This is a genomic window from Methanobacterium bryantii, from assembly GCF_002287175.1.
In the GTDB taxonomy this organism is placed as follows: Archaea; Methanobacteriota; Methanobacteria; order Methanobacteriales; family Methanobacteriaceae; genus Methanobacterium_D; species Methanobacterium_D bryantii.
Window position 1 is genome coordinate 58,804 of record NZ_LMVM01000001.1, and the last position, 25,073, is coordinate 83,876.

The 25,073-nt window shown below is 29.2% G+C and carries 28 protein-coding genes; 12 read left to right on the forward strand and 16 right to left on the reverse strand.

The genetic code is table 11. From position 1 onward, the window contains the following. Nucleotides 1–29 precede the first annotated feature (29 nt). The 6 genes from ASJ80_RS00270 to ASJ80_RS00295 all read right to left on the reverse strand — a co-directional run bounded on the left by ASJ80_RS00270 (nt 30) and on the right by ASJ80_RS00295 (nt 3,396). Complete coding sequence (locus ASJ80_RS00270; protein ID WP_048080975.1) at nt 30–236, reverse strand: helix-turn-helix transcriptional regulator; 207 nt, start codon at nt 234–236, stop codon at nt 30–32. 122 nt (nt 237–358) lie between these two features. After that, nucleotides 359–697, reverse strand: a complete 339-nt coding sequence (locus ASJ80_RS00275) for a hypothetical protein (protein WP_069584405.1) — start codon at nt 695–697, stop codon at nt 359–361. A gap of 1 nt (nt 698) precedes the next feature. After that, on the reverse strand, nt 699–1,109 hold the full coding sequence (locus tag ASJ80_RS00280) for a hypothetical protein (RefSeq protein WP_069584404.1): 411 nt from the start codon (nt 1,107–1,109) through the stop codon (nt 699–701). Between the two features lie 40 nt (nt 1,110–1,149). Continuing rightward, nucleotides 1,150–1,581: a hypothetical protein gene (locus ASJ80_RS00285; protein ID WP_083241007.1), complete on the reverse strand. Its 432-nt coding sequence runs from the start codon at nt 1,579–1,581 to the stop codon at nt 1,150–1,152. Between the two features lie 59 nt (nt 1,582–1,640). Next, on the reverse strand, nt 1,641–2,309 hold the full coding sequence (locus ASJ80_RS00290; RefSeq protein ID WP_069584403.1) for an ABC transporter ATP-binding protein: 669 nt from the start codon (nt 2,307–2,309) through the stop codon (nt 1,641–1,643). Beyond that, nucleotides 2,302–3,396, reverse strand: a complete 1,095-nt coding sequence (locus ASJ80_RS00295) for an ABC transporter permease (protein WP_069584402.1) — start codon at nt 3,394–3,396, stop codon at nt 2,302–2,304. The genes ASJ80_RS00290 and ASJ80_RS00295 overlap by 8 nt, the downstream gene beginning before the upstream one ends. 551 nt (nt 3,397–3,947) lie before the next feature. Between ASJ80_RS00295 and ASJ80_RS00300 the strand changes: the two genes are divergently transcribed. The 3 genes from ASJ80_RS00300 to ASJ80_RS00310 all read left to right on the forward strand — a co-directional run bounded on the left by ASJ80_RS00300 (nt 3,948) and on the right by ASJ80_RS00310 (nt 6,282). Further along, entirely contained in the window at nt 3,948–4,856 is a 909-nt protein-coding gene (locus tag ASJ80_RS00300; protein WP_069584401.1) for a DMT family transporter, read from the forward strand. A gap of 85 nt (nt 4,857–4,941) precedes the next feature. Further along, the gene (locus tag ASJ80_RS00305) at nt 4,942–5,538 is read left to right on the forward strand and encodes a TetR/AcrR family transcriptional regulator (RefSeq protein ID WP_069584400.1); all 597 of its coding nucleotides are present in this window, start codon (nt 4,942–4,944) and stop codon (nt 5,536–5,538) included. A 12-nt stretch (nt 5,539–5,550) separates the two neighbouring features. Beyond that, a complete protein-coding gene (locus ASJ80_RS00310) occupies nt 5,551–6,282 on the forward strand; it encodes a 4Fe-4S binding protein (protein WP_083241006.1) in 732 nt (243 codons plus the stop codon). Between the two features lie 12 nt (nt 6,283–6,294). On the opposite strand, the gene ASJ80_RS00315 is transcribed toward ASJ80_RS00310, so the two are convergent. After that, entirely contained in the window at nt 6,295–7,005 is a 711-nt protein-coding gene (locus tag ASJ80_RS00315) for a hypothetical protein (protein WP_069584398.1), read from the reverse strand. A 296-nt stretch (nt 7,006–7,301) separates the two neighbouring features. Here ASJ80_RS00315 and ASJ80_RS00320 point away from each other — a divergent pair, with 296 nt between their 5' ends. Together ASJ80_RS00320 and ASJ80_RS00325 are read left to right on the forward strand one after the other, a co-directional pair. Further along, nucleotides 7,302–7,799: a S1 family peptidase gene (locus tag ASJ80_RS00320; RefSeq protein WP_069584397.1), complete on the forward strand. Its 498-nt coding sequence runs from the start codon at nt 7,302–7,304 to the stop codon at nt 7,797–7,799. 209 nt (nt 7,800–8,008) lie between these two features. Beyond that, nucleotides 8,009–8,707: a phosphoribosyltransferase gene (locus ASJ80_RS00325; RefSeq protein ID WP_069584396.1), complete on the forward strand. Its 699-nt coding sequence runs from the start codon at nt 8,009–8,011 to the stop codon at nt 8,705–8,707. Between the two features lie 36 nt (nt 8,708–8,743). Here the strand turns inward: ASJ80_RS00325 and ASJ80_RS16720 are convergent, their stop codons facing one another. Then, a complete protein-coding gene (locus tag ASJ80_RS16720) occupies nt 8,744–8,896 on the reverse strand; it encodes a hypothetical protein (protein WP_176720275.1) in 153 nt (50 codons plus the stop codon). Nucleotides 8,897–9,050: 154 nt separating this feature from the next. Between ASJ80_RS16720 and ASJ80_RS00330 the strand changes: the two genes are divergently transcribed. The 4 genes from ASJ80_RS00330 (at nt 9,051) to ASJ80_RS00345 (ending at nt 14,058) form a co-directional block, all read left to right on the forward strand. Beyond that, complete coding sequence (locus tag ASJ80_RS00330) at nt 9,051–9,254, forward strand: hypothetical protein (protein ID WP_048080964.1); 204 nt, start codon at nt 9,051–9,053, stop codon at nt 9,252–9,254. 562 nt (nt 9,255–9,816) lie between these two features. Further along, nucleotides 9,817–10,752 (forward strand): hypothetical protein, encoded by a 936-nt coding sequence (locus tag ASJ80_RS00335; protein WP_069584395.1) that lies wholly within the window; start codon nt 9,817–9,819, stop codon nt 10,750–10,752. A gap of 266 nt (nt 10,753–11,018) precedes the next feature. Next, the gene (locus ASJ80_RS00340; RefSeq protein WP_176720274.1) at nt 11,019–12,092 is read left to right on the forward strand and encodes an SIR2 family protein; all 1,074 of its coding nucleotides are present in this window, start codon (nt 11,019–11,021) and stop codon (nt 12,090–12,092) included. A 100-nt stretch (nt 12,093–12,192) separates the two neighbouring features. Beyond that, entirely contained in the window at nt 12,193–14,058 is a 1,866-nt protein-coding gene (locus ASJ80_RS00345; RefSeq protein WP_069584394.1) for an ATP-binding protein, read from the forward strand. Here ASJ80_RS00345 and ASJ80_RS00350 read toward each other — a convergent pair. Further along, entirely contained in the window at nt 14,012–14,287 is a 276-nt protein-coding gene (locus ASJ80_RS00350; RefSeq protein WP_141705194.1) for a hypothetical protein, read from the reverse strand. The genes ASJ80_RS00345 and ASJ80_RS00350 overlap by 47 nt on opposite strands. Before the next feature lie 610 nt (nt 14,288–14,897). Between ASJ80_RS00350 and ASJ80_RS00355 the strand changes: the two genes are divergently transcribed. Continuing rightward, complete coding sequence (locus ASJ80_RS00355) at nt 14,898–16,073, forward strand: tyrosine-type recombinase/integrase (RefSeq protein ID WP_069584392.1); 1,176 nt, start codon at nt 14,898–14,900, stop codon at nt 16,071–16,073. Nucleotides 16,074–16,151: 78 nt separating this feature from the next. On the opposite strand, the gene ASJ80_RS00360 is transcribed toward ASJ80_RS00355, so the two are convergent. From ASJ80_RS00360 to ASJ80_RS00385, 6 genes are all read right to left on the reverse strand, one after another. Continuing rightward, on the reverse strand, nt 16,152–16,850 hold the full coding sequence (locus tag ASJ80_RS00360) for a bifunctional DNA primase/polymerase (protein ID WP_069584391.1): 699 nt from the start codon (nt 16,848–16,850) through the stop codon (nt 16,152–16,154). A gap of 372 nt (nt 16,851–17,222) precedes the next feature. Beyond that, complete coding sequence (locus tag ASJ80_RS00365) at nt 17,223–19,517, reverse strand: DUF5906 domain-containing protein (protein WP_069584390.1); 2,295 nt, start codon at nt 19,515–19,517, stop codon at nt 17,223–17,225. A 222-nt stretch (nt 19,518–19,739) separates the two neighbouring features. Next, entirely contained in the window at nt 19,740–19,955 is a 216-nt protein-coding gene (locus tag ASJ80_RS00370) for a hypothetical protein (protein WP_069584389.1), read from the reverse strand. 183 nt (nt 19,956–20,138) lie between these two features. Further along, nucleotides 20,139–20,513, reverse strand: a complete 375-nt coding sequence (locus tag ASJ80_RS00375) for a hypothetical protein (protein WP_069584388.1) — start codon at nt 20,511–20,513, stop codon at nt 20,139–20,141. Nucleotides 20,514–20,523: 10 nt separating this feature from the next. Next, nucleotides 20,524–20,820, reverse strand: a complete 297-nt coding sequence (locus ASJ80_RS00380; RefSeq protein WP_069584387.1) for a hypothetical protein — start codon at nt 20,818–20,820, stop codon at nt 20,524–20,526. Between the two features lie 41 nt (nt 20,821–20,861). Then, nucleotides 20,862–21,047 (reverse strand): hypothetical protein, encoded by a 186-nt coding sequence (locus tag ASJ80_RS00385; protein WP_069584386.1) that lies wholly within the window; start codon nt 21,045–21,047, stop codon nt 20,862–20,864. 1,449 nt (nt 21,048–22,496) lie between these two features. Between ASJ80_RS00385 and ASJ80_RS00390 the strand changes: the two genes are divergently transcribed. Both ASJ80_RS00390 and ASJ80_RS00395 read left to right on the forward strand, forming a co-directional pair. Beyond that, nucleotides 22,497–22,688, forward strand: a complete 192-nt coding sequence (locus ASJ80_RS00390) for a hypothetical protein (protein WP_069584385.1) — start codon at nt 22,497–22,499, stop codon at nt 22,686–22,688. Between the two features lie 302 nt (nt 22,689–22,990). Then, nucleotides 22,991–24,067, forward strand: a complete 1,077-nt coding sequence (locus ASJ80_RS00395) for a type I restriction endonuclease (RefSeq protein ID WP_069584384.1) — start codon at nt 22,991–22,993, stop codon at nt 24,065–24,067. A gap of 11 nt (nt 24,068–24,078) precedes the next feature. On the opposite strand, the gene ASJ80_RS00400 is transcribed toward ASJ80_RS00395, so the two are convergent. Then, on the reverse strand, nt 24,079–24,870 hold the full coding sequence (locus tag ASJ80_RS00400; protein WP_069584383.1) for an ion transporter: 792 nt from the start codon (nt 24,868–24,870) through the stop codon (nt 24,079–24,081). Nucleotides 24,871–25,073 lie beyond the last annotated feature (203 nt).

Below are 25,073 nucleotides of genomic sequence, written 5' to 3' on the forward strand. Positions count from 1 at the left end.
TATTTAATAACTTATTACAAAATTAATTATCATAGTTCTATGTCCTCCAGTTCGAATACTTCCTCAATGTATCCCCTTTTAAGAGCTTTAGTAATTCTGTAGGCTAAAATTAGAGAGGGGTTATACCTACCCTGTTCTAAAGCTATAATTGTCTGTCGTGTTACTTCAACAGCTTCTGCTAACTCCTCTTGAGTCATTTTAAGTTCTTTTCTATATTCTTTAATTCTTGTTTTCATAGGTGTTCTTCCATGAAATTGTATACAGGCACAAAAACACGCAGATGATTAAAATAATATGTTTGGAGGTTTCTGCCGAATTTATGCTGTACTGACATATGTAAAGCACCATTATAAAAAAATTATTTTCTAATCCTTTCTTCCTGGAAGTTGTAAAAGAAATAAGAAAGTACACAGATTATTATACTGCCTGAAAAAAGCAGAGTGAATGCTTGTGGAAAGTAAGACATATCTTTAGTCATGCTTATGTAAATTAAGGATATCGCACCTGCAAATATAACATAAAGAAATGTATTTCGGGTTGCCAGTCCAACATTTGCCTGCAACCTTTCATCATTTTCACCGTAAATTGTGAAATAGACCACAAATGCTGCAAAGCCTGCAAATGCAATATTTCCAGTTACAAAATACAGCAAACTCAGCGGGCTCAAAAATCCTAAGTACCATAATGCGTTTTTCATTTTAATTCTCCTTTTCCAGTTTATGTCTGGTTAAAATATTTGTTAAGGCACCTACCAGTGTAATTGATACAATTAAGATGCTTATATTATTTTTCATGTTGGTGTAGTCAAGAATAATGGCAGTTATGATCATCGTTATTATAATGGCCCATGCCATATTTCTCATGGCAATGGAATAATGGGCCTTTCCCCTTTCATCCATTGATTTGTAAGATGCCCTTATCATGTCCATAAACAAAAATAAAAACACAGCCGTAATTATTATACTGATTATCATATCTTGAGGCATCATTATTCCAGTAAAAAGCACTGAAATTGTAACTATAAAGTAGATCCATCCATGCCATGTCATTCCATAGCTGTAAAAAGGTTTATTTCTCCGATTATACCATTCAGATTTTGCAATCACCATTTTTTTCACCATGTTACATTATTTGTAAATATGCATTATTTTAATCATCTTTTTCTAGTTTGTAGTTTGTAACTGACTTTATCACTGCCCCAAAAACTAAAGCAGCTATTAAAAAGGGATCTACGTAAATTTTCTGCTGGAGCGCATTGTAAACTAATTCAATAAAAATTCCAATTGATATAATCACTATCATGCCCCAAGCTGCATTGCGCTCAGCCACAGCTTCATGAATATAATCTCTTTCATCTTTTTTGATATTCCACATCACATCTAACATGTCTACAAGTAAAAAAGCTAACCAAAATCCAGTAAGAACTAATCTAGTTTCTGTAGATAGGTTAGGGATAAGCTGCAGTGCAATTAACAGTGAGAATATAACTACGAGGTATGCTGCCCCTTGCCATGTTTTAATGCTTAAACCCCATCCGGTGTATTTTCTTCTCTCGAACCATTCTGGTTTTGCAATTATCACAGTATCACCATCCATTTTTTTTACTTTTAAAACTGGTAATATGGGTTTTAAACCCAAAATTACCATCCTAAATCCAGAATGTCTCCATCCTGCATTTTAATCACTTCCTCTACGAATTCTGCAGCGAGAGGATTGTGGGTTACTATTATAATAGTTAATCCCTTTTCTTGATTTAGATCTTTTAGTAATCCCATTATTTTCCGTGTATTTACTGTGTCGAGTTCTCCTGTAGGCTCATCGGCAAGTAAGATAGATGGATCATTGGCTAAAGCTCTGGCAATTGCCACCCTCTGCTGTTCTCCGCCTGAAAGCTGCGTCTGATAACGGTCGTACTTGTCTGATAATCCTACTTTGTCAAGGAGTTTTTTTGCTTTTCCTGAGTCCTGTGAGATCATGGGCAGCATAACATTTTCTAACGCTGTAAGCTGTGGCATTAAGTTATAACGCTGAAATATGAACCCAATATTTTTTCTTCTAAGTTCGGCCTGTTCATTCCCTTTATACTCTTTAATATTTTTTCCATTTAGTAAAACAGTTCCTTTACTGGGTGTATCGAGTATTCCTGCCAGGTGGAGCAGTGTTGATTTTCCGGATCCAGAAGGCCCCATTATGGCGATAAATGAACCTTTATTTACTGTTAGGTTTATACCGCGGAGTGCCTGTATATTTTCGGTTCCCATTTTGTATGTTTTCCACACGTCATTAAATTCCAGCACTTTGTTATTCATATCTCAGAGCCTCCACTACGTTTAATCTTGAAGCGTGCCATGCAGGATATAAACCTGCTAAAATACTTAAAACAGTAGCACCTGCAATTACTCCTGCCACCAGCCATAATGGTAACATTTGTGATAGGCTGATATTGTCCATATTGAATTGGGGAGCAAATACAACGATTACAATTTCCATTAAGATTGCCGCTATAATTATTCCAACTACAGATGCTGTAAATCCTAAAAATCCAGCTTCTGCAAGTATGCTGCCTAATATTTCTCTGTTTTTAAATCCTATTGCTTTTAACACTCCAATTTCTCTTGTTCTTTCAGAAACGTTAACCAGCATAATGTTTATAATGCTTATAACTCCCACTAGTAAAGCGATACTTGCAATTGCACCCACGAACATGGTTATTCCGTTCATCATGGTATCAATCTGTTTGCTGTAATCAGATTTGGTTATTGCGCTTGTACCATTTACTGTACTTTCTATTTCTTTTTTTACAGTATCTGGGTCGCCTTTGGTGTTTGCTGTAATAATTGACATCTTGCCATCGTTCATTTGGAGGGCTTTATCCATACTTAAAACAACAATTCCTGCTCCATACCCGCTTTCGTTGCTTATTCCTGTCACTGTCAGCTTCTTATTTTCAATGGTTATGTTGCTTCCAATTTTATAACCTAAAGCATCTACGATTGACTTACTGATAACAACACCTGGAGTCCCGTTCATTTTTACTTGATCCCATTGATCTGTTCCAACTACTACTATTGGCATATTACCTAATTGGCTGTTAAATTGGGTTTGTTCTTTAAAATTGTATAATTGAGGCATATTTTTTATCTTAGAAACTGCTTTTGAATTTAAATATGAATTAGTGCCTGTAGATCCCATAAATCCGGATCCACCAGAGCTGTTTACTATTGTAACATCTCCCATTACAGTTTCGGTCTGTGATTTCATGTAGGATGTCATTCCTGTACTGATACCCATAAGAACCACCAGAGCAATTACGCCTATTATTACGCCTAACATTGTCAAAGCGCTTCTGAGCTTTCTTCTTTTAAAATTTTTAAATGATAATTTGTAGATGCTCATTTAATTCCTCCAATTTAATTAGTTCATTCATGTTTCTTTTAGAGTTTTAATCACGTAATTTAAACGTTTAATTGATTATTCTCTATTTAAATCTGTATTATTTAATTTTTGGGGCGGAAAATGTCTTTTTAGATCCTTTATGCCTTTTGACTGCTATTTTTTCACCTCATGTAAAAAATATGTTACATCTAATGTAAGAAATATATTACATTATATATAAATGTTTTGAAATTGGGGCATGTTAAAAAAAGAAAATTATAATGACTAACTCCAATTATAATGAATGACCAAATATTTTTGATTAGAATCAAAATTTACGATTTTGCATGTACCTAAAATCTTAGATTTTCGAATACCTAAAATGTATAAGTTTAAAAAGTTACTTCATTCACTATAATATTAAAGGTCTAAACAGTATCTAACAAATGGTGAATTTAATTAAATTTAAAATTTCTCAGGTGTAGTATGAATCGTTTTGGGATATTTAATTAAAGGTTTAACAGTATCTAACAAATGGTGAATTTAATTAAATTCAAAATTCCAGGGATAATATGAATCGTTCATGGGGATATTTAAGCGCATTAATGGTGGCCCTTCTTTTTGGGGTATGGTTTTCACTGGACAAGATACTGCTTGGATATCTTCACCCTTTCGCCCTTGCAGCACTTACATATTTAATAGCAAGTGTATTCCTGTTTTTTGTTTATATTTCTCCCCTTAAAAATAGAATATTGAACACCATAAACAAGAAAAGCAGGGTGGAAAACTCCATATCTAAAAAGGAATATTTGATTCTATTTCTAACTGCAATTTTTGGCTCAGTTATAGCTCCAGCGTTATATTTGAGCGGTCTAAGTAGAATAACTGCGGTAAATGCTGCTCTTTTAACAAATGTAGAGATACTATTTATTATCGTTATTGGAATTTTTTTCCTCAAAGAAAAAGTTCATAAAAAAGATATTTTGGGCTTTGCCCTTTTGTTAATAGGGGCCATTTTTTTGAGCACAAATGGCCTGAGGGATCTTTCCTTTAATCAGAGCCTATTTGGAAGTCTCCTGGTAATTTCAGCATCATTTTTCTGGAGCCTTGATACAAGTTTAAGCAAATTTTTAAGCCATAAACGTGATATAATATTTATAACTGCTTTAAAATCTGGAATTGGGGGTTCTATTTTATTAGTTTTATCATTAATTTTAGGGCTGAACTTTACCTTACCTTTATTCAGGTTACCTCTCTTACTTTTTATTGGAATTGTTGCTGTGAGCTTTTCGCTTGTGTTGATCTATTATTCACTCAGGACTATAGGTTCAACAAGAACTGGATCTATATTTGCTCTTAGTTCGCTTTTTGGAGCTATAACTGCTTATTTTGCACTTGGTGAGCCTTTAACTGTTTTAAGAATATTGTTTGGAATTTTAATGTTAATGGGTGTTTTGATTTTGTATAAAGAGGAAAAATAAATTATTTATTGGGAGCGGTGATGTCGACATATTTATATGACTAAAAATTTAAAGTAGTCATAGAGTTTTAAGAGGGGATTATGTAATGAAAGCCTTCGATAAAAGTGAAAAAGAATATCTAAACAAAATGTTCATGGAGAAAGGTAAGGAATTATTTTCAGTGTATGGAATTAAAAAAACCAGTATTGAAGACCTTACAAAATCAGTAGGCATTGCTAAGGGGAGTTTTTACACGTTTTTTAGTTCTAAAGAAGAATTATATTTCAAGATAATGTCTGAAGAAATTAAAAATCTAGCAAAAGAAAATATTACAACACTTGATAGAGAAAAACCGGTTAAAGAAATAATTAAAAGCTTTTTAATTAATGCAGTTGGGGAAATTCACTCAAACCCTATTTTAAATAAACTATTAGTCCCTGGAGAATTTGAACTGGTAAGGCGTAAAATGGCAACTGTAAATTTGGGGGATAACACTAATTTTTTAGGGCCTATGATTGCGTTCTTATCCAAACTACAAAAAGAAGGCCTGATCATTGAAATTGATCCATCACTCCTGGCGAATGTAATACGTGGTTTGCTGCTTCTTTCAACCCACAAAAGAGAGATTGGAAAAGAGTATTTTGATGAAGTAATCCAGTTTTATGTGGATATGATCGCTCTAAAACTAACAGATGTGAAATAAGGGGAAATAAATATGGATCGCCAGAATAAAAGAAAAGGAATACTTTTGATAGCTCTCCTTATTTTTCCATTATTTAAACCATTTCTATCTCCAGTGACTGTAATGATGGGAACGCTTCATGGAGTTATAGTTGGAGGACTGGTTATTTACATATCCCTATTTTTATCATCTCTTTTTGTAGGTAGGGCATTCTGCGGATGGCTGTGTCCGGCAGGAGGGATTCAGGAGTACTGTTCTGTCGTTGTTAATAAGACTCCAAAGTCGACAAAATTCAAAAAACTTAAATATATTTTTTGGATTGGATTAGTATCAGCGATAGCTGTTGCAGTATTTAAATCTGGAGGATTAAATCAGATAGACTTGCTATATCAGAGTAAACTTAACATTCCTGAGCTGCAGGAGTATATCATATATTATGCAGGGGTTGGGATAATAACAGTCCTTGCTTTTACAGTTGGTAAACGTGCTGGATGCCTTTATATTTGCTGGTTAGCTCCATTTATGGTAGTTGGGACAAAAATAAAAGAATTGGCTAAATATCCTTCTTTACATATAAAAACTGATCCTCAAAAATGTATAAAATGTAATATATGTAATGATAAATGCCCGATGAGCATCAATATAGCAGGAAGAGTAAAAAATAAGTTTATATTTGATTCAGAATGCATCATGTGTGGAGAATGTGTGGATGCATGTCCTGAAAAAGTTATGGGCTATAATTTTGGTTCAATTAAAAAGGAATGATTGATCTTCAAATCATTCCTCTATCAATTCTTCAATTTCGTCAGCCACTTCCCAGTGCGAACCCCGTTTTTCAGCCCTTCTAATTAGCCAAACACCAATTAAAGCCCCAACAACTGCACCTGCCGTATCTGTGAACAGGTCATTCATGGTATCATCAAGGGGGTCCTGTGTTGGAGAGCCCTGCATTTGTGTATTTCCAGTGATTTGCCCGATAACTGTGTGAGATAAATATTTATCGTAAGTATACTCTCCCATTTCCAGTACGCCTCCAAATCCTATAGTTACAAGCACAATAAGCACAGCCATGGCAGGTATGGTTGCCTTCAGCCTGCCGTAGAAGTACATTGTATAAACAACCATCATACCTATTAAAGCGATATAGAGTGGCAGCATGAAATGCATGAAGTTATCGTAATGTGGAATGCTTACATAAAGCCCGAGGGCATCGCCTCCTACAAGCTCAAATAAAACCATTAATAGAATTAAAATTTCAATTTCTACAGGTATGGCCCGTATCCTTCCGCGGGTGAAAAATGATGGAGTATAAATTATAACAAGTGCAATAAGGATAAGCAGTCCAAAAATTCTTTCAGTACCGTTTACGCCGCCGAATATCAAAATATAAATACCTGAGATTAAAAGAAATATGCTCATTCCTCTTAACAGATTCTTTTCCCAGGATGGGATTTTTGGTTTATGTATCTTAGGTTTTGGATCAGTCATCTTTACGGCCTCATATTATGTATAACTACTAAACTGTTTTATGAATGTTTGATTATCAATAATTTAAATATTACTATTTTGTTTTATATAATAACTATTTTAAATTTTATGTTTGGATATTGAATTACCTGTAATTATATTATAGATATATAACGGCTTTAAAATGGTTATTTTTGGGTATAAACACTTATTTTATCTAATTTGCAGATTATTCAATTTAATTTTCATATTTTTTTATATTCATATTATTTAAAGAATTAATACTAAATTAATATGTAAAACAAAATAGCGTTAAAATGAAAACTCAAAAAGTAAGGGCAGGCGGGGCTTTAGTATGCAACCATAAAGATGGAGTTATTGGGGCAGTCCTGAAATATGAAAATAAAAACTGTATTTTAACTGCATTTCATGTTTTGAGGGCTGGAAACTGTAGTTTGGGTGATATTTTAAAGGTAAATGGGTTTAAAGCTGAGGTAATTGAGATACTATTTAACTACGACATTGCAGTGGCAGAAATTTATGCACATGAATCGGCATTAGAATTTTCAAATATTGAAAAACCAGAAATAGGACATGCATATGCACTTAAAGGTGAATTTAAAAATCCATGTAACATCATGACTCTTGGAAGGACTTACCATTACCTTTCGTTTTCATTCCAAACACTTCCTCTTCCCGGCGACAGCGGATCCCCTATAATTCAAAATGGGAATGTGGTGGGGATACTGGCATCTGTATTTTGCAATAATGCAGCGGGAATTGCAGTATCCCTTGAAAGATTTAGGAAGCAGTAATTACGGTTAATTTTTAAGGGGCAGCTTTTAATATTTTTAATACAAAGTCCAATTTTAGTAAGAAATAAATAAAATTAAATAAAGTATTAATTAAGGAACTCATAATTTCACTGATATTAATTGTAATAACGATATAACTGGTGCAGTTTCAAAAATTAATATCATTTCAACGGTAAAATATTTCATTAAAATGGTTGGAGAGTGTTTTTATGGTAATTCATTTGGAGGATAACTTTTTTGACGTCCCGGACTTTAGAAATAGGACTGCGGTTTTTCGAAACCGTGAACATGCAGGAGAAATTCTTTCAGAAATGTTAATGCAGTATAAAAATACAGAAGCTATTGTTTTTGCGATTCCTGCAGGGGGAGTTCCAGTTGGAGCAGTAGTGGCTTCTAAGCTCCAAATTCCGCTGGATATTGCAGTTGTAAGTAAAATTACGCTCCCATGGAATACTGAAGCAGGCTATGGGGCAGTAGCTTTTGACGGCACGGTGCGTTTAAACGAAGATATGATATCGCGAATCGGGCTTAAAGAAGAAATTATAGAGGCTGGAATTGAGCAAACACGTAATAAAGTTAATAAAAGAGTCGCTGAATTTAGGGGAGGAAAGCCTCCTGTTCAAGCAGCCGGCCGACCTGCTGTACTGGTGGATGATGGAATTGCATCGGGTTTTACAATGTTAGTTGCTGTAGAAGCTTTGAGAAAGGCAGGTGCAAATAGAATAATTGTTGCAGTGCCGACTGCTAACCTGGACGCTGTAGAATTTGTGCTCCCAAAGGTTGAAGAGGTGTACTGCGCAAATCTCCGGAATGAATGGGCATTTGCTGTGGCTGATGCGTACCAGCACTGGTCAGATGTGGGTGAAGAAGAGGTAAAGGAACTTTTGGGTTCATTTAGGAACCTTTAAACATTTTAGAGTTTTTTCCACTTTTTACTTGAAATCTTAGACTGCCCCTTTGCAAACATGAAAAGTTTCACCTTTTAAACTCGCCAGCAGAAATCTGAGTTCAGCTTCTCTGATAGCTTCCATAAGGTGCATATATCGGGTTTCATGTGAAATTGCCCTGTTAAGTTTAAAACCACTCTTATCGATCATGCTTTAAAGACACCAGTTGTAAGTAGGGTATTCTATTTTAAGTTCCTTGAGCTAGAGTATGTGAAACGTAATAGTTTTATCTGGCAATTAGATTTAATAATTATTAATAATAAAAATATACAGTGTATTATTAATAGATAAGGAGATGGATGTTATGCAGGGTATGCCTAAATGTTCTGATTTAGAAAAAGAAATAGATAATTTAGAAAATGAGATTAAACATATTCAAAATGAACTTTTTACAAGCAGGGGCGTAAGTATAGGAAATGCAGAAAATTCAGAAATTATGGGAAAGATTAACAGTTTACGTACTGAAATCAAATTTAAAAATTCAGAACGAGCACACTGCAGGCCGTAAAGGCCCTGCTATCTATGACGGTGCTTAATTTCTTGGATCAATCATCAATAATTACTTTACTTATTGTAATTGTAGTTAGTTTGATGATTTTTTATGTATATTATACTTTTCCTGATGTACTGGTTAAGATTTTGAATTTAATGAGAAGAAGGTAAATCTTTTGGAGAATTGGATTTTATTGAAATTTTAAACATGCAACTTAGAATTAATTGATGTATGTGGATATTAAGTTAAAAATAGTATATAAATCGGATTATTTCTGGATTTTTATTTTTAATGGGGTGTGTTTGAGATTTTTTGGTCGTGGTAGGTTTATCTGTTACTTGTTTTTGAGATTGTAGAATGAAAAATAACTGAAAAACGACTTAAAATCTTATATTTGAAATTTAACTCTGTAAAATTATTAATTTATTATTTAATTAGATATTAGTTTCGGTTAGGTTGTAATGGAAAATAATAAAAATAGTAATTTATTAATATATCTTCAGAGTTGTTTTTTGGCAATAATTCTGTTCAATTATGAGTAGTCGAATTAAAAATAGAATTAATGAAGGTTTTAAAGATGTTAATTACTAAAAGACGGATAAGAAGCTTAAAATCTAATATTGGAAATGTTGTACCGGGTACAAAGTTTGTAATGGGTATAAAAAACATTGAAAGGTATGGAGATACGCTGGAACACATCGGATTTACCGAAAATCTTGAAATTGGGGAAACAGTACTACCTATGCCTCAAGGTTCAGCTAGTGAATATAATGCAAATGGGAAATACTTAAAGCATAAAGATCAGCCAAAGGAAACCATATACAAAACTAGAGAATGGACTAGGGAACAATGGGCAGGTAGAGGACAGACGGAAACTGTAACTGATTTTGTGGAGTTTTCTTATAAGAGATATCCACGCACATTTATGGAACCACCAAGTATAGAATTTACAATTGCATCTACTACAAATGGAGATAAATTGATTACTGCTCCAGTTTTTGAATATAATGGAAATGATAGTGAATTTATCCATATAATTAATCTTTTTCTAGAATTATTTGGAGAATGTCAATTATTTCATGAAAATTTAGATGAAATAATTAAACCACCTATTAATAGGCTAAATTGGGAAATATTACCCCAAGGACCTATACCTTGGCAGCAAGTTTCAAGAATCATCATGCCAATTATTGATAAAGCTCCTAAAAGTAATCGCCCAGTAATCTTAGATAGAATTGAGACTATTGAAAATTTTAATCCTGATTTCCGTGCTTTTGGGAAAGCGGGTTTTGGAGGATATATTGTTTTTGGATTTGAGGAGAAAAATTTGTTTATATTTGAAAGTATTAAATATGGAAATGCTACTTACATATTTGATAATAATTGGGAGGAATTATCCCAAAAAACTAAAGCTGAAATTTTAGATAATGATCTTCATAAAGCTAGAATAGTTCATCGTATAAACTGGGGAGATCAAATTAAGGAATTATTTAATGATTTAGGGATTAGTTAGATAATAAATAGCTTAAAAATTTGTATTTTAATTAGATGGGGATTAAATGGATAAAGACAAAAAGAATATGAATTTTGATATTTATTACTTAAATCTCTTGAAATATATGAAATATCGATGATGATAAATAATGTAGTTACTTCAAGTGTGCAAAAGAAAAAATTGATACACAAGAAAACTTTCAAAAAATAAGATAAGGCTATATTATCAGTTTTCATGATGTCAAATAGTCTAAATGATTAATTCAAATTAAGGGGGATAACAAGGTGGCAGAAGATGTTATTTTTTTTGGTGCAGGGGCTTCTGTACCTGAAGGAGCACCTGTACAAGGAAACTTATTTGAAAAGTATTTCTCTTTACAGTTAGATGGCAAGTTTGATGAGATAAATAAAAGATTAAATAGTTTTTTTAAGGATTTTTTTGCAATAGATATTGAAAATGACAATTTAAAAAAAATTAATTTTCCAACATTTGAAGAAATATTAGGTATTCTTGAATTATCATTGGATCGGAGGGAAAGTTTCAAAAATTATGGGTTAGACCATAACTTTCCAGAAATACAGCAAATTAGGCAAGATTTAATATTTTTAATTGCTATTACAATAGGTGAAGAATTAAAAAAAAGTGAATTATACAAGGATTCAAATAAAGATAAAAGATGTCATGAGAAATTAATCAAAAGATTAGTCGATGATGATAATATTTTACATACAGATTTTATTAGTTTAAATTATGATATTATCTTAGACAATGCATTGACAGATATGCAATCCAAATATAATTTAGATTTAGATTATGGAATCGAATTTACTAATTTTGAAAAAGATTATGGTTGGAGTTATTGGAGAAGACCCCGTCCCCAAAAAGCTGTCCACCTTTACAAGCCTCATGGTTCCTTGAACTGGCTTTATTGTCCAACGTGTATATCTACAACATTAACTCCAGAGCAAAAAGGAGTTGTGGAGTTATTTTATAAGCCAAAAGAATGTAAAAATTGTGGAAGTAGAATGATTCCAATTATAATTCCTCCCACGTTTTTTAAGGTTATGTCTAATAGGTATCTACAAGAAATATGGTATAAAGCGGAAGATGCACTAAAAAATGCTAAAAGGATTTATTTTTGTGGTTATTCTTTTCCAGATGCAGATATTCATATTAAATATCTTCTAAAAAAAGCAGAACTTAATGGAAATTCTAATCCTGAAATTTATGTAATTAATGGAGAATCTAGAAAAATCAAATCAAAAGAAACTCAATCAAGATATGAAAGGTTTTTTAAGGGCAATGTTAATTGGACGGGTAAAAAATTTGAGTATTTCTGTGAAAATGACATAAAATAGATTATGATAAAATTAGAATTATTAGATGGTTTAAAATATAACTATTAAATTTATAAAAGTTATATGGCTTTAAAACATTAATTTGAAGGAGAGCTATTTAATGGCAAGGAATACTTTTGGTCCAGAAGTTACTGAAAAAGCATTTAAAGAAAATACTAAACATATTGTTTCCGATCCTTTTAATGCAATTATAGAACTTATTTCTAATAGTTGGGATGCTGGAGCAGAAAAAATCATCATAACATGGCCTGATGAACGTGGAGAAGAAGTTATACTTGAGGATAATGGCGAGGGGATGACAGAAACTGAGTTTAGAGAAATATATCCTAAAATGAGTTATAGTAGATTAAAAGTTAAAGGGAAAGAAGTTTATTTTAGAAGAAAAAGGGAGGGATATAGAGAAGCATATGGAAAACATGGTAAAGGAAGATTTGCACCATTTTGTTTTGCCGACTCTTTTATTGTTGAAACTTGGAAAAATGGCCAAAGTTCCAAATTTAAGATAAAAAGAGATAAAGAATCGGGATTTATAATTGAATTAGTAGAAACGGTGCCTAAAGAAGATAGTGGTACTAAAATATATTTTAAATTAAATGAAAATTATAGGGATTCAGAAAAAATAAAAAAAGAGATAGGGGCTCGATTTTTAACAGATCCTTTGTTTAGTATAACAATAAATGGTAAAAAAATCGAATTCGATGATTTAGAAGATAATTTAGATGAAATTCCATGTAAAATTGATAATGAAACTGTTAAAATATTGAAAATAAAATCTAATCAAAAAAGTAGAAACACTCATTTTCATGGAGTAACTTGGATACTTGGAAAAAGAAGAATAAAAACTACTAAATGGAATAAAATATTAGATGGTAGGATTGAGGAAGCAAAACAATATGCATATGTAATTCATTCTGATATCCTTAAAGATGAACTTAATGAAACAATGAGTGATTTTTCAAAATCAGATAATTCTATAAGAATTCAAAATAAAATTATGGGATGTATCAAAAAATCAGTTTCAAAAATAATGGCTGAAGAAAGGAATAATATCAAAAAAAAGATTATAACTGATAATTTGTCACATATAAAAGCTATGGGTAGTATTGATCAAGATGAAGTTGGTCAATTCATATCTGAATTACAAGAAGTACGTACTGCAATTAATCCTACTGATCTTAAAGCTGCAACTGAAGTATTTATTAAAATTAAGCAATCTAAAAATGGAGAAAAACTCTTTCATCAACTCAATAAATTAACTATAAAAGATTTTGATATTTTAAGCGAAATTCTTGAAAAGTGGACTATCAAAGAAGCGAGAGTGGTCCTTGGTTTAATACGATCCAGATTAGATTTAATTGAAGAATTAGAATTAAAATGCGATAATCCTACAACTTTAGAATTACAGGAGCTACAACCTTTATTTGAAGATGGTCTTTGGATTTTTGGTCCGGAATATGAATCAATCGAGTTTACATCTAATAAAAGTTTAACAACCGTTGTTATTTCACTTTTGAAAAAGAAAGGTATTAAAATTAAAGAATCAAGATTAAGGCCGGATTTTGTGGTTCTTCCTGACTCAGCTATAAGTTTTCATTCATGTAATGAAATAGACAAAATATTGTTTATTGAACTTAAAAGAGGAGGGTTCAAAGTTGATTTGGATGAACGTACTCAAGTTGAGAAATATATTAATATACTTGTTAATGAAGGAGCTATTTCTGAAAGTACCATGATTGAAGCATATGTTCTAGGAAGTACAGTTGTATGCGAGGAAGTTGAAGTGGGTAAACGAAAAAATATTAAAATTATCCCAATGCAATATCATAAAATTTTAGATAAAGCAGAAAAACGGTTATTAAACTTAAGGAAAAAAATAGAGGAAGAAAAAAATATAAAAGATGAGCCAACTGATCCTGCAATTAAAGAGACACTTGCCCAGAAGACAATTGTGGATTATTATAAATGATATTATTTTTCATCTTTTCCAATATTTCAATTAATTTTTTTAAATGAACTTTTTGTATTGCTATTTTATATTGCGGATAAAATGTAAATGGAATGTTTAAATTAAAACAGGAATCTATAAATTCCTTTAAATCTTCTTTTAGGCAGAATTCTAAGCAATAAGATTCTCTAAATTCAAATATTTCTTCATAAAAAGTATATCTCTCATTTAACCATTTTTTCTTATCCATACTATCATTTCTCCTTATTAACTTTTTCCATCTTTTACTTAAAAAAATTAGACTGACATTTCTAGATAACATAGAAGTTTCACCTTTCAACGAGTAAGTAAGGTTTAGGTGAATCTTCTTCAACTACTTCCGTGAGATGCATATATTCATTTTTGGAGTAATCTATGGTTTAAATGCATGTTAATTTTATATAGTCAGCCCCTTAAAGATTAATATTTTAATTCAATATTAAATAAACAGTGTTAGAGCATTTGAAAATTACTTATTTTTAGATAGTTTAAAAATTGGAAATTTTTAACCTTCAGAAATTGTAAATTTCTGCAAGTGAAAAGATTTTATTAAATTTAATCTATTTTTAATTAATTACAGCCGGCACGCTCTAGATCTGACTGAAACGAAGTATTTATTAGTTTTTAAGATAATTATAAGATATTCAAATATTTCTAAAAGGCGATAATCATGCTAGGCGAAAAAGAATGCCTTAAATCTTCATTTTACCTGCTTTTTTGATGTAACTTCATCATAATAAATAATATACTGTTATTTTTAAGACAGGTACAAACCGTTACCATCCATTTATTAATGCATATTAATGAAGAACGGTGGTAAAATGAAGAAATCCCATAAAGTAGAAGATGAAGACATATTTAAAGACTTTTGTTTTGATCGTGAAATACGAACCAGTACTATAGATAATTATCGAAATGCTTTACAGAAATATTCTAATTTTACAAATAAGACATTAAAAGAGTTAATTAGAGAAGCAGAGGATGAAGAAGATTCTGGAATAAGATTAAAAAGACGTAAGATTAATAAATATTTAAGGAATTTTAAAGTAAGTCTTAAAGAATCCGATCTGTCTGAAAGTACAATAGAACTAACAATTCTACTGGTAAAATCTTTTTATAGAGAAAATGAAATTGAAATACCAAGAAATAACAGAAAATCAGTTAAAAAAATACGAAGGCAGGAAACAATAGATGATCTTCCTAAAATGGAAGAAATAAGAAGATTTATGGAAAAATTAAATAGTGTATATAAAGCTATGACAGTACTTTGTTTGAGTAGTGGAATGGGAGCGAGTGAAGTTACCAGTTTAACATTTAAGCATCTATATAAAGCAACTTCAATTAAACCATATCCTGAAACAATAACTCAATTAATAGATCAATTAAAAGCTAAAGGCAATTTTATTCCAACATGGAACGTTAAAAGGGTTAAAAGAAATTTTGAATACGTTACTTTTTCATCGCCTGAATCAATAGAACGTATAATTAACTATTTAGAGGATTTGCAGTTTAAATTTGAAGATTATAAACCTCAACCTAAAGATAAACTTTTTAGGGGGTTAAAATTTAATAATCCACTAATAGCTAACGATTTCTTAGCTATGTATACAAATAAAAATAAACAATACTCTTTCAGGAAAACCGAAAATAACCGTAATGTAATAAGAGTGCATTCCCTAAGAAAATTTTTTGCTTCAACTTTAGAAGCTAATAAAATACCACATTTAACTACAAGACAATTATTGGGACATAACATAGATTCTACTACGTCAGCATACTTTAAACCTGATATAAATAGTTTAAAGAGAGAATATAGTCAAATCGTAGACAAATTAATAACAACTAATCAAGATGTAATTATAATTAACCCTTATGAAGACATTAAACAAGAGATGGATACATTAAAAGGGTTTGTTTTAGAAAGTGGTAAGCTACCTGAAGAGTATAGAGATATGATTCTTAAAGATCAAATGAAATTGAATCAAGAAGGAATGTAAGAAATTTTTAACTATTTTTTTAAACATTTTTTTTAAAAAATTTTTTGATACAATCTTTTATAATCTCTTGAAATATCATTAAATAAAAATAGGCATTTTTAAAATAGGTATATTATTTATTGGATTTACTTTAATAGGCTTAGGAATTTTATAACCTTTAAGCTCTAAAGCTTTTATAATATCTTTTAAAACATCATCACTATTAGAAACACTTAAAATACTATTTGGAGAACCATCTAATTTATCATAATATTCTTTATTGAGTCTTTTATTCCATACATAATTAGTTATAACGTATTTTAAAGAAGTACCATATTTTATATGATCTATACCATCTATATAATCTATACCAAAACCTATCGGTTTATGTTTTGGTTTATTTTCGCTTAATAAAAATATGTGGTAACCATCATTAGGTGTTTTAACTGAGTATGTATCAGTTATTATGTCTTCTATGGCTTCTTTGAATATTTCTATTGGTATAAGTTCGGGTATAATGTCTGAAAGTTCTGGTAAAATGTTTGAATATGATAAAAGTTTAGAATAATTTAGTTTATCTATATCTATTACTACTAAATATCTATCCAATTCTTTTATATAATCACATAATATAGCTGTTGGATATTTTAGGTCTTTAAAACCTTTATAATCTTTTGGTTGTTCGTATATATTTATGCTTGGATATTTATTAGATTTACCTGATAATACTTGCCCTTTGTGGGATATTGCTATTTTCTTAGCGTGTTTAAAAACTTCTTTATAATTATATTCTTTCATAATTCATCACCTGTAGTTTAATTTATTATTTAATCTTCTATAATTCCTTGAAATCGTTAATGAATTGATTAATTTAAAAAATAAGAATTTAAAGAATGTTTAGAAAAAATTTAAAAAAAAATAAGTCCACGGTATTATAATGATATTTCTAAAAAAGCAGGGTTTATTTATTATTTTTTAGAAGTACTCTATAAAAGTGGACAGTGTGGACAGTAAAAACGTACTTTTCTATTTAGTAAATTTTTTTAAAATTTTTTAAATTATTTTTTACCAACTCAAAAAGTTGTGGATTACTGTCTTTAGTGTCCAGTCTAATGTCGAAAAAAATTGAAGATGGATTTAACCTGTGGTGTACTTTTCAAATTATCATCATCAATACAGTGAACTTGTACTTTCTGTAAATATTGTTTGGCTTTGTTGATTTATTTCTGGATTAAAAACATATTTCCAATGGTCTTTTAATCTTATACATTCATATATGGATATTTTATCTCCATTTACAGTCTTTCTTCTGTCATAAAATCCTGCTTTGTCCATTGCTTTGTTTATTGCTTTAATTGATGGATTTCTGTGCTCACTGCTTATTAATCCATTTTTATAAGCTTCTTTACACCATTGTTTAATGTATCTGTGTACTTCTTTTTTCTCTAAATAGTCGGTTTCTTCATATGATTCTTCAAATATTTCTTCTATTCCACATTTAAGAGGATAAGCTTTAAAATCATATTCTCTTTTCATTCTCTGCTCATCTTCTTTAGTTGTTAATGGTTCATCTAATTTATCTAAATAAAGATTTATACTATTGTAGATTAGCCATTCTATACCGTCTTTATCGTATTTACCTGAAAGTATATCTGATTGTAGATATTCATCTTTATCTTCATAAGATATTTCATTATCAGCATGAATTAATAATAGTCTTCTTTCTATGCCTGTTCCTATCATTGGAGGTAGTGTGTTTCCATTTGCGAATAATTTAGGTATTTGTTCGGCTTCTGCTTGGATGCTGTTATTTTCCCCTTTGATTTCAACCTGTAAACCATTACCTGTAATGATACTGTTTAAATTTCCTATTCCTTTTAACATCCCATTACTAATATCATCATCTATATTTATTGCTTTCCCAATTAAAGGATGTAAAGTAAATCTTTCATTTTTAACTATTGTCTGCGTCTTTATTTCTGAAAAATTACCTGTAAACATCCTTTTTAATATAGTTGTTAATGTGGATTTACCTGTACCTGATTCACCTTGCACCATTACCATTTTACCTATCCGATTACTACCCATAAAGGCATGTCCTACAGCCCTTAACCATAATTCTTTATTATTAGGATATTTCGGATCATATAATATTTCATCTATTAGTTCACCTATTCGCCCTGATCTCGCATTTGGATTCCAATCAAAAGGTAATGTTAATTTGGGTATTTCTTCTAATTCCTCTTTATTTGGATTAAATTCTCTTGTTAGTGTGTTTAAATAGCCATTATTGAAAATAATTATATTATAATTCCTTTTTATATGATTAGTTATGTATTTGAGTACATTTTTACACTTTGCCGATGAAATTTGATTACTTCCAAATTCATTATTCATAAATGCCTCAATTCTTATATTGTCAATTTCATTTATAGTCCCATCTTCTAGTCTTTCATAGTATTTCATTACTTTTGGATCTTTGTATAATGTTAATTCATGATTTAAGAAGTCCGATAGTTCTTTATTACTTGGCTCTTGTTGTTTGGCTAATTTCCTCATAATTACACTTTTTAAATCTAATTCATCTCCTACTACTAAACTTTCTAATTCCCTTAAATCTGAACCATTTAAATGATCTTTTAGAGCATTCCAACCTCTTAAATCATTAATATTCATTTTATATGCTCTATTTACTACTTTTAATCGTTCATTTAATTCTTCATCATTTTTAAAAGCTGTTCTAATTATTTGAACTGTGGTTTCATATTTAAACTTCTGTTTCCGAAGATAACCTGAAATAGCAAGTGCCAGATCATTTCTATGTCCTTCACGTAAATTTCTACTAATTATATCAGCTATTTGTGATGTATATCCTGTTAATGGGCTTATTTTATATCCTTTTTCTTCTAATATTTTTAATAGCTCGTTTAGTACTTCATCAGTATTCTTAACTGAAAATATAATATCTGGAGATTCTTCTAATTTGGTATAATGTATTTTATTACCGTATTTGTCATAAATAAAATCAGATACAACATATTTTCCTTTCATATTCCCTGTATTGGTTTGATAATCGATATTAACGCGTGGTTGTTTTGCTCTTGGCTTTTCGTTAGATAGTAAATATACATGTATTCCGCCTGATCCAGTTCTTACACTGTATGTTTGATTTATTACTGGTTTCATACAGTCTTCTAATACCTCTAATGGTATATGTTCGCTGTTTGGTTTGGGTATATCTAAATCAATTACTACTAAATACTGATTTAATTCTTTGATATAATCACAAATAATTGCAGTACCATAATTTTCATCATTGAATCCTGTATAATCTGATGGTAGTTTATCCCAGTTTATACATGGTATTTTGGAAGGTCTACCTGCCATTACTTGATCTTTAGATGCTAATGCTATCTTTTTAGCATATTTAAAAACTTCTGTAAATTTAAATTCTTTATCTTCCATTTATACACCTTCTTTATCCATTTTCCAACGATTCCAATGTATTTTTAAAATATCTGCATAAGCACAGATATTTTTTATAAAATAAAATTCATCAATCATTATAATGCATTTATAAAAAGATAGCAACGTTTTTAAAAGTTTTTAGAATCGTTATAAAAAATTTGAGTTCAAAAAATACGATATTATTTACAATTGTCGAAAAAAAATTAGAAAATTAAAATATTAGTCTATGGTTTCTGATATTGATTTAATATCTGAGAAGTGTTCATCCCATAATTGATCTACTCTTTGGCAAGATTCTTCCCATTTTTTACTTACTGTTCGCTTACATTCTTCACTTATTAAATCAGGTCTAACAGATATAACAGGTTTGCCATCTATAAGTCCTAATGTTTTTAATGTTTCCTCAGTTGCTTCCATTTTATCATTAATATTCATTTAAATCATCTCCTCTTTTTAAGTTTTTAATTTCTTCATCTATTTCTAAATGTATTCTTTTTAAATCCTCTGTAATTTCGTTAATATCATCTAAAATTCTTTTAAAGTTGATAGTAATCCCTCATTTATTTTCTTTTATTTTTACTATTTGAAAATATAAAAAAATGTAACTACTGTTTATTATTAGTAATAGGTTAATTCTGTAGTTTCATTATGTCCAGCGGGATATGTTATAATTCCAATATCTCTTTTATAGTCTATTTGAACTCTAATTTTATTGTTATGTATTGTAAAAGCTCTTATAGAGAACATTTTTAATTTATCCCACATTTGATCATTAAATGTTTTAAGTTCATCTATTGTTCCTTTTCCTGATAGTTTATTTAGCTCTTTTTTATCAGCTAAAATAATATATTCCATAGTTAAAGCTGTACTTTTAAAATACATGCTGTCAGGATTCTTTTTAATGTCTAAATTGAATCTTTCAATTAAATATGTACTAATCTTTTTTAAATCAGATTCAAAAATCAGTTGACGTTCTTCAGCAGTTAATAACATACTTATCACCTCACTTTAGTTTCATCTGCTTTTTAGCCAATCCATAATCAAAAATTTCTTCAGGATCTGGAAATATGCCACAATTTATTTCAAAAGTAGTTCTATTCCTTATTTTCTTAACAATACCCAATCTTTTACCATCTATTTCATATCTATAACCCTCTTCTTGTGGTATAGTTATAGTTATATCATCCAAATCGGGATCTTTTACTTCTAATAGATTTTTATCCTGTTTCAACTGTCCATTTTCTATTAAACTTCTTTTAACCTTCTGATAATTATAATCCTTAACTGGTTTACGTTTCATCGTATCACCCCTTTAAAAAGAGTATTTTTGGAGAATTTTTTTTATAATTCTCCTTCTCTTATTGCATTTTTAAGCTCTATTAATCCTCTGTACCCTTCTGGAATCATTCTTCGGTATAATAATCCTCCGCTACAGCCAAGCTTAAAACAAATCTCAAAAATATTCTGATTTATATCAGCTTTTAATAGGTTTACAATGTCAGAAAAACTTATTTTATTTATTTGCATGGTTAATCACCCCTTTTTTTGTTATATTTTTTTATTTCTCTATATAATTTCAAAAAAAAATAAAATAAAACCCTTTTTTTCAATGAATTTAAAAGGATTTTTACTTTATGAGGATAAAGAAGCATGAAAAAACAATCAATTTTATTAAATCTTTCTTTAATATTGAATAGGAACGTTATGAATCTTATAAATATGTTAATTCACTAATTAAAGAATAACAAGAATTATTAACCTAAAAAAATGAATCATTTATACAAATAGAACCCTTATTTCAATGCAGGAAAGACTTAAAAAGAAAATATTAAATTTTATGTTTTTTCCATTTTTTTTTACTTCCTCAATATAATGGTCGATCTAAATTCCGTCTTTAAAAAGAAATTCGTTAACAAATAATTTTTCTAGTATATAAATCAAGTAAAATGCGATACTGTTTTAAATATTCCTTTAAATTGTTAAAGAAGTTTAATAGAATAATTACTGTTTAGGATATATGTAAATATGGATAAATAGGCATTTAACACTATTATACAGTGTTTTTTTATCATATATTGTTCGACATTGAACTAAAAAAATATGATCATATGATAGAAGCTTAGAATGTAAAGTTTGATGGGGGTATACTTGGGATTTTTTCGGTGGTCGTGGTCTTACCTGTTATTTAGTTATGTTTTATGATTTAACTTCGCTTTTTTTTTATAAATTATATTTTTTTATGAATTGATTAATGATCTGAATTAGCTCTGTTAATCATTTGTTTCATGATTTAAAGATTATGATTTGTCTTTTGTGTTTGTGATCTTAGTTCATTTTACTTCGTTAAACCCATATATTACGCAGTAGAAACGATCCTAAATTTCTATTTATATTTTTGATGTTTGTTAAAGTTTATCATTTATTATTGGTTTTATCTACATGAAACACTGATAAAGAATATTGTAATATAAATAACCTAATTAAAACGAGTAGTTCCTTAAAATATAATTAATTTATATCATTAAACAGTGTTTTAATTAATTGAATGTATGCTTTTAATGAAATGTATCTTGTTATTGTGCGTTATACAAAAATACAGTTGTAATAAGATTTTTAAAAAAGTATGAAAATACTTAAAATGTTTTATTTACTATCATCAATGATCATATGTGTACATTGAAATTACCAATTGAATGTCGAAAAAATGCACTAAAAAATTTAAACCTGTTCGTTCGGTGCATGATCTTAGATATTTTGAGTATAATTGATTGAGTACTATTTCTTTTTTATTCCATTTATAACATCTAATATTTATTTGGTTACGTTTTAAAGCTTTAATATAATATTTGCACTGTTATTATGTGTTATAAATCATAAAAGTTTATATATGATCTTATTCAATGTAATAAGTGTCTATTAAGCGTTTATTTTATTTAAATAAACAATATTGTAATAACTAAAAAGGAGTTTGATAATATGGAGTTTGTGATTAATATAATGAATAAATTTACTGGAGATTTTGAATATTTATGGAATGTTAAAAAGTTATTTTGTAGGATGTTAGGTCATAGTTTTGAATTAAAATCTGTTTCAAAAATAGATATGGATGAAGATATAACTTTTTGTGTATATGAATGTAAAGTTTGTGGTTTAATGTCATTTGAATGATTTAATCTCTTGAATGCTTTTTTTTTTTAATTATTTAAAAGATTTTTAGGGTTAATTTTACATTATTTTTAAAAAAGTTTATGTGGTTACATTTTGGACAATGGTATAATATTATATTTATTTCAATAGATTTTCATGTGTTTATTGATAAAAAAAAAGATATCTACAATTTTTAAATGGTAAATTGCAAAATAAACATTTAGTATAAGTTTGAAAATATTATAATAGTTGCTAAGATAGATACATGTTTAAATAATTGTAAAATAAATATATAATTTAATAATGTATGAAGAGGGAGCTAAATGGATTTAATCAACGACTTAAAAAACATTTCAGAATCCATACCAAAACAGATAGACCATATAGAAACTGAAGAAGCCACTAAAACTGCACTTATAATGCCTTTTATAAATGCTTTAGGATATAATTTATTTGATCCAACAGAAGTTGTTCCAGAATTTACATGTGATGTTGGCACTAAAAAAGGGGAAAAAGTGGATTATGCAATAATAAAAGATGGAAAACCTGCTTTATTAATTGAATGTAAACATTGTGATAGTGATTTAGATAAAGAACATGCTTCTCAACTTTTTAGATATTTTGCAGCGAATACTCCTGCTAGATTTGCTATTTTAACTAATGGTATTAATTATCGTTTTTTTACAGATATTGACAAGCCTAACATTATGGATAATAAACCATTTCTTGAAATTGACATGTGTGAAATTAAGGAATCAGATGTTAAAGAACTTGAAAAATTCACAAAAGATGAATTTGACCCTAGTGAAATATTTAAAGTAGCAAGTGAACTTAAATATGTAAATGAGATGAAAAAAATAATTCAAAAAGAAATAAACGACCCATCGGAAGATTTTGTTAAATTTCTGGCTAAAAAAGTATACAAAAAACCAATAACAGAAAAAGTACGTCTAAAATTTACTGGTATTACAAAAACAGCAATGAATCAAATTATTAAAGACCAAGTTAATGATAGGTTAAAATCTGCCTTAGAGGTTTCTAATAATCCAGATAATTCTGATACTGAAGCCAAAGATGAACTCAAGACAATTGATGATGACACAAAAAAGATTATAACAACAGAAGATGAATGGGAAGGATATTATATTGTAAAGGCAATTCTTCATGAAATAATAGATGCTGACAGGGTACTAATAAAGGATACTTTAAGTTATTGTGCTGTAAATCTTGATAACACCAAAAAACCTATTTGTAGACTTCGATTTAATACAAAACAAAAGTATATAGGTTTATTTGATGAGAATAAAAAGGAAGAGAAGATACCTATTGAAAATATTAAAGATATTTATAACTACGCTAAAAGATTAAAAGATACTATAGACTTTTATGATAAGTTATAAGAATCTTTAATTCATTTGTTTTTTTTAATTAAATCTTTTAATTCTTTGATTTCAGATTGCATCCCTATAACTAATTCTTTTAATTCATTAAGTTCTGATTCTTCTTTTGCGTCTTGCTCATTTTTTGATTTCGTTACAAGCCATGTAGCTAATGAAGCAGTGAACATTCCAAAGAATATTGCACCTGTTACCATTAAAACAATTCCCAGTACTTTACCAATTAATGTATGTGGAGTTACATCTACAGCTCCTGCATTTATGATATTTTGTGTTACATAGGAGAAAGATTCCCAAATATCGTATGTATTAGCTTTATTTCCAAATTCTACAATACAATATATGATAGTTCCTGCAAAAATTGAAAAAATAAGTACTCCAAAGCTCCAATCAAGATGGCTTTCTTTAATAAATTTATTAAATTTAGTAAAACTTTTTCTAAATAGTGCAAAGAACCTTAATAACATTAAAAGCCTTAACACTCTGACTAATCTTGCAAAACGGAATAATCTAAATGCAAAGAAATTAAGAGGGATCATTGCAATTATGTCAAGCCATACCCATTTATCTTTAAAAAACTCTTTTTTATTCTCAGCATTTTTTAATCTGAACATAAATTCACAAAATAAAACAAAACAAACCATTAAATCAAAATAAATGATATCTTCTGTAAGATTTGTGCTTAAATTAGAAAAATCGGATAGTATAAGTAAAAATGTATCGGATATAATTAAGCAAATTATAATAAAGTCTGCTATAACTTTGAAATTTATATTTAATTGTGATTTTATGTTATTTTCAGACATAAATTTCTATTAGTATCTTCCTTTATAAATAGATTATAATTGTTGTTATGTCAAATTAAAAATAGCTTTAATTTTCTTGTGTACACTATCTTAGATATTTTAAGAGCTCTAATTTTGATCTTTTTGATTATTAGTTAAATTATTTCATTTTTGATCAATTCTTTAAATATACCTCTTTTATCTTTAATCTTTGCTTCATTATT

What these genes read in the sequence shown, in the direction of transcription:
- ASJ80_RS00270 (WP_048080975.1), bottom strand. Translation starts at nt 236, where the DNA reads ATGAAAACAAGAATTAAAGAATATAGAAAAGAACTTAAAATGACTCAA.
- ASJ80_RS00275 (WP_069584405.1), bottom strand. Translation starts at nt 697, where the DNA reads ATGAAAAACGCATTATGGTACTTAGGATTTTTGAGCCCGCTGAGTTTG.
- ASJ80_RS00280 (WP_069584404.1), bottom strand. Translation starts at nt 1,109, where the DNA reads ATGGTGATTGCAAAATCTGAATGGTATAATCGGAGAAATAAACCTTTT.
- ASJ80_RS00290 (WP_069584403.1), bottom strand. Translation starts at nt 2,309, where the DNA reads ATGAATAACAAAGTGCTGGAATTTAATGACGTGTGGAAAACATACAAA.
- ASJ80_RS00295 (WP_069584402.1), bottom strand. Translation starts at nt 3,396, where the DNA reads ATGAGCATCTACAAATTATCATTTAAAAATTTTAAAAGAAGAAAGCTC.
- ASJ80_RS00300 (WP_069584401.1), top strand. Translation starts at nt 3,948, where the DNA reads ATGAATCGTTCATGGGGATATTTAAGCGCATTAATGGTGGCCCTTCTT.
- ASJ80_RS00305 (WP_069584400.1), top strand. Translation starts at nt 4,942, where the DNA reads ATGAAAGCCTTCGATAAAAGTGAAAAAGAATATCTAAACAAAATGTTC.
- ASJ80_RS00310 (WP_083241006.1), top strand. Translation starts at nt 5,551, where the DNA reads ATGGATCGCCAGAATAAAAGAAAAGGAATACTTTTGATAGCTCTCCTT.
- ASJ80_RS00315 (WP_069584398.1), bottom strand. Translation starts at nt 7,005, where the DNA reads ATGACTGATCCAAAACCTAAGATACATAAACCAAAAATCCCATCCTGG.
- ASJ80_RS00320 (WP_069584397.1), top strand. Translation starts at nt 7,302, where the DNA reads ATGAAAACTCAAAAAGTAAGGGCAGGCGGGGCTTTAGTATGCAACCAT.
- ASJ80_RS00325 (WP_069584396.1), top strand. Translation starts at nt 8,009, where the DNA reads ATGGTAATTCATTTGGAGGATAACTTTTTTGACGTCCCGGACTTTAGA.
- ASJ80_RS16720 (WP_176720275.1), bottom strand. Translation starts at nt 8,896, where the DNA reads ATGATCGATAAGAGTGGTTTTAAACTTAACAGGGCAATTTCACATGAA.
- ASJ80_RS00330 (WP_048080964.1), top strand. Translation starts at nt 9,051, where the DNA reads ATGCAGGGTATGCCTAAATGTTCTGATTTAGAAAAAGAAATAGATAAT.
- ASJ80_RS00335 (WP_069584395.1), top strand. Translation starts at nt 9,817, where the DNA reads ATGTTAATTACTAAAAGACGGATAAGAAGCTTAAAATCTAATATTGGA.
- ASJ80_RS00345 (WP_069584394.1), top strand. Translation starts at nt 12,193, where the DNA reads ATGGCAAGGAATACTTTTGGTCCAGAAGTTACTGAAAAAGCATTTAAA.
- ASJ80_RS00350 (WP_141705194.1), bottom strand. Translation starts at nt 14,287, where the DNA reads ATGGATAAGAAAAAATGGTTAAATGAGAGATATACTTTTTATGAAGAA.
- ASJ80_RS00355 (WP_069584392.1), top strand. Translation starts at nt 14,898, where the DNA reads ATGAAGAAATCCCATAAAGTAGAAGATGAAGACATATTTAAAGACTTT.
- ASJ80_RS00360 (WP_069584391.1), bottom strand. Translation starts at nt 16,850, where the DNA reads ATGAAAGAATATAATTATAAAGAAGTTTTTAAACACGCTAAGAAAATA.
- ASJ80_RS00365 (WP_069584390.1), bottom strand. Translation starts at nt 19,517, where the DNA reads ATGGAAGATAAAGAATTTAAATTTACAGAAGTTTTTAAATATGCTAAA.
- ASJ80_RS00370 (WP_069584389.1), bottom strand. Translation starts at nt 19,955, where the DNA reads ATGAATATTAATGATAAAATGGAAGCAACTGAGGAAACATTAAAAACA.
- ASJ80_RS00375 (WP_069584388.1), bottom strand. Translation starts at nt 20,513, where the DNA reads ATGTTATTAACTGCTGAAGAACGTCAACTGATTTTTGAATCTGATTTA.
- ASJ80_RS00380 (WP_069584387.1), bottom strand. Translation starts at nt 20,820, where the DNA reads ATGAAACGTAAACCAGTTAAGGATTATAATTATCAGAAGGTTAAAAGA.
- ASJ80_RS00385 (WP_069584386.1), bottom strand. Translation starts at nt 21,047, where the DNA reads ATGCAAATAAATAAAATAAGTTTTTCTGACATTGTAAACCTATTAAAA.
- ASJ80_RS00390 (WP_069584385.1), top strand. Translation starts at nt 22,497, where the DNA reads ATGGAGTTTGTGATTAATATAATGAATAAATTTACTGGAGATTTTGAA.
- ASJ80_RS00395 (WP_069584384.1), top strand. Translation starts at nt 22,991, where the DNA reads ATGGATTTAATCAACGACTTAAAAAACATTTCAGAATCCATACCAAAA.
- ASJ80_RS00400 (WP_069584383.1), bottom strand. Translation starts at nt 24,870, where the DNA reads ATGTCTGAAAATAACATAAAATCACAATTAAATATAAATTTCAAAGTT.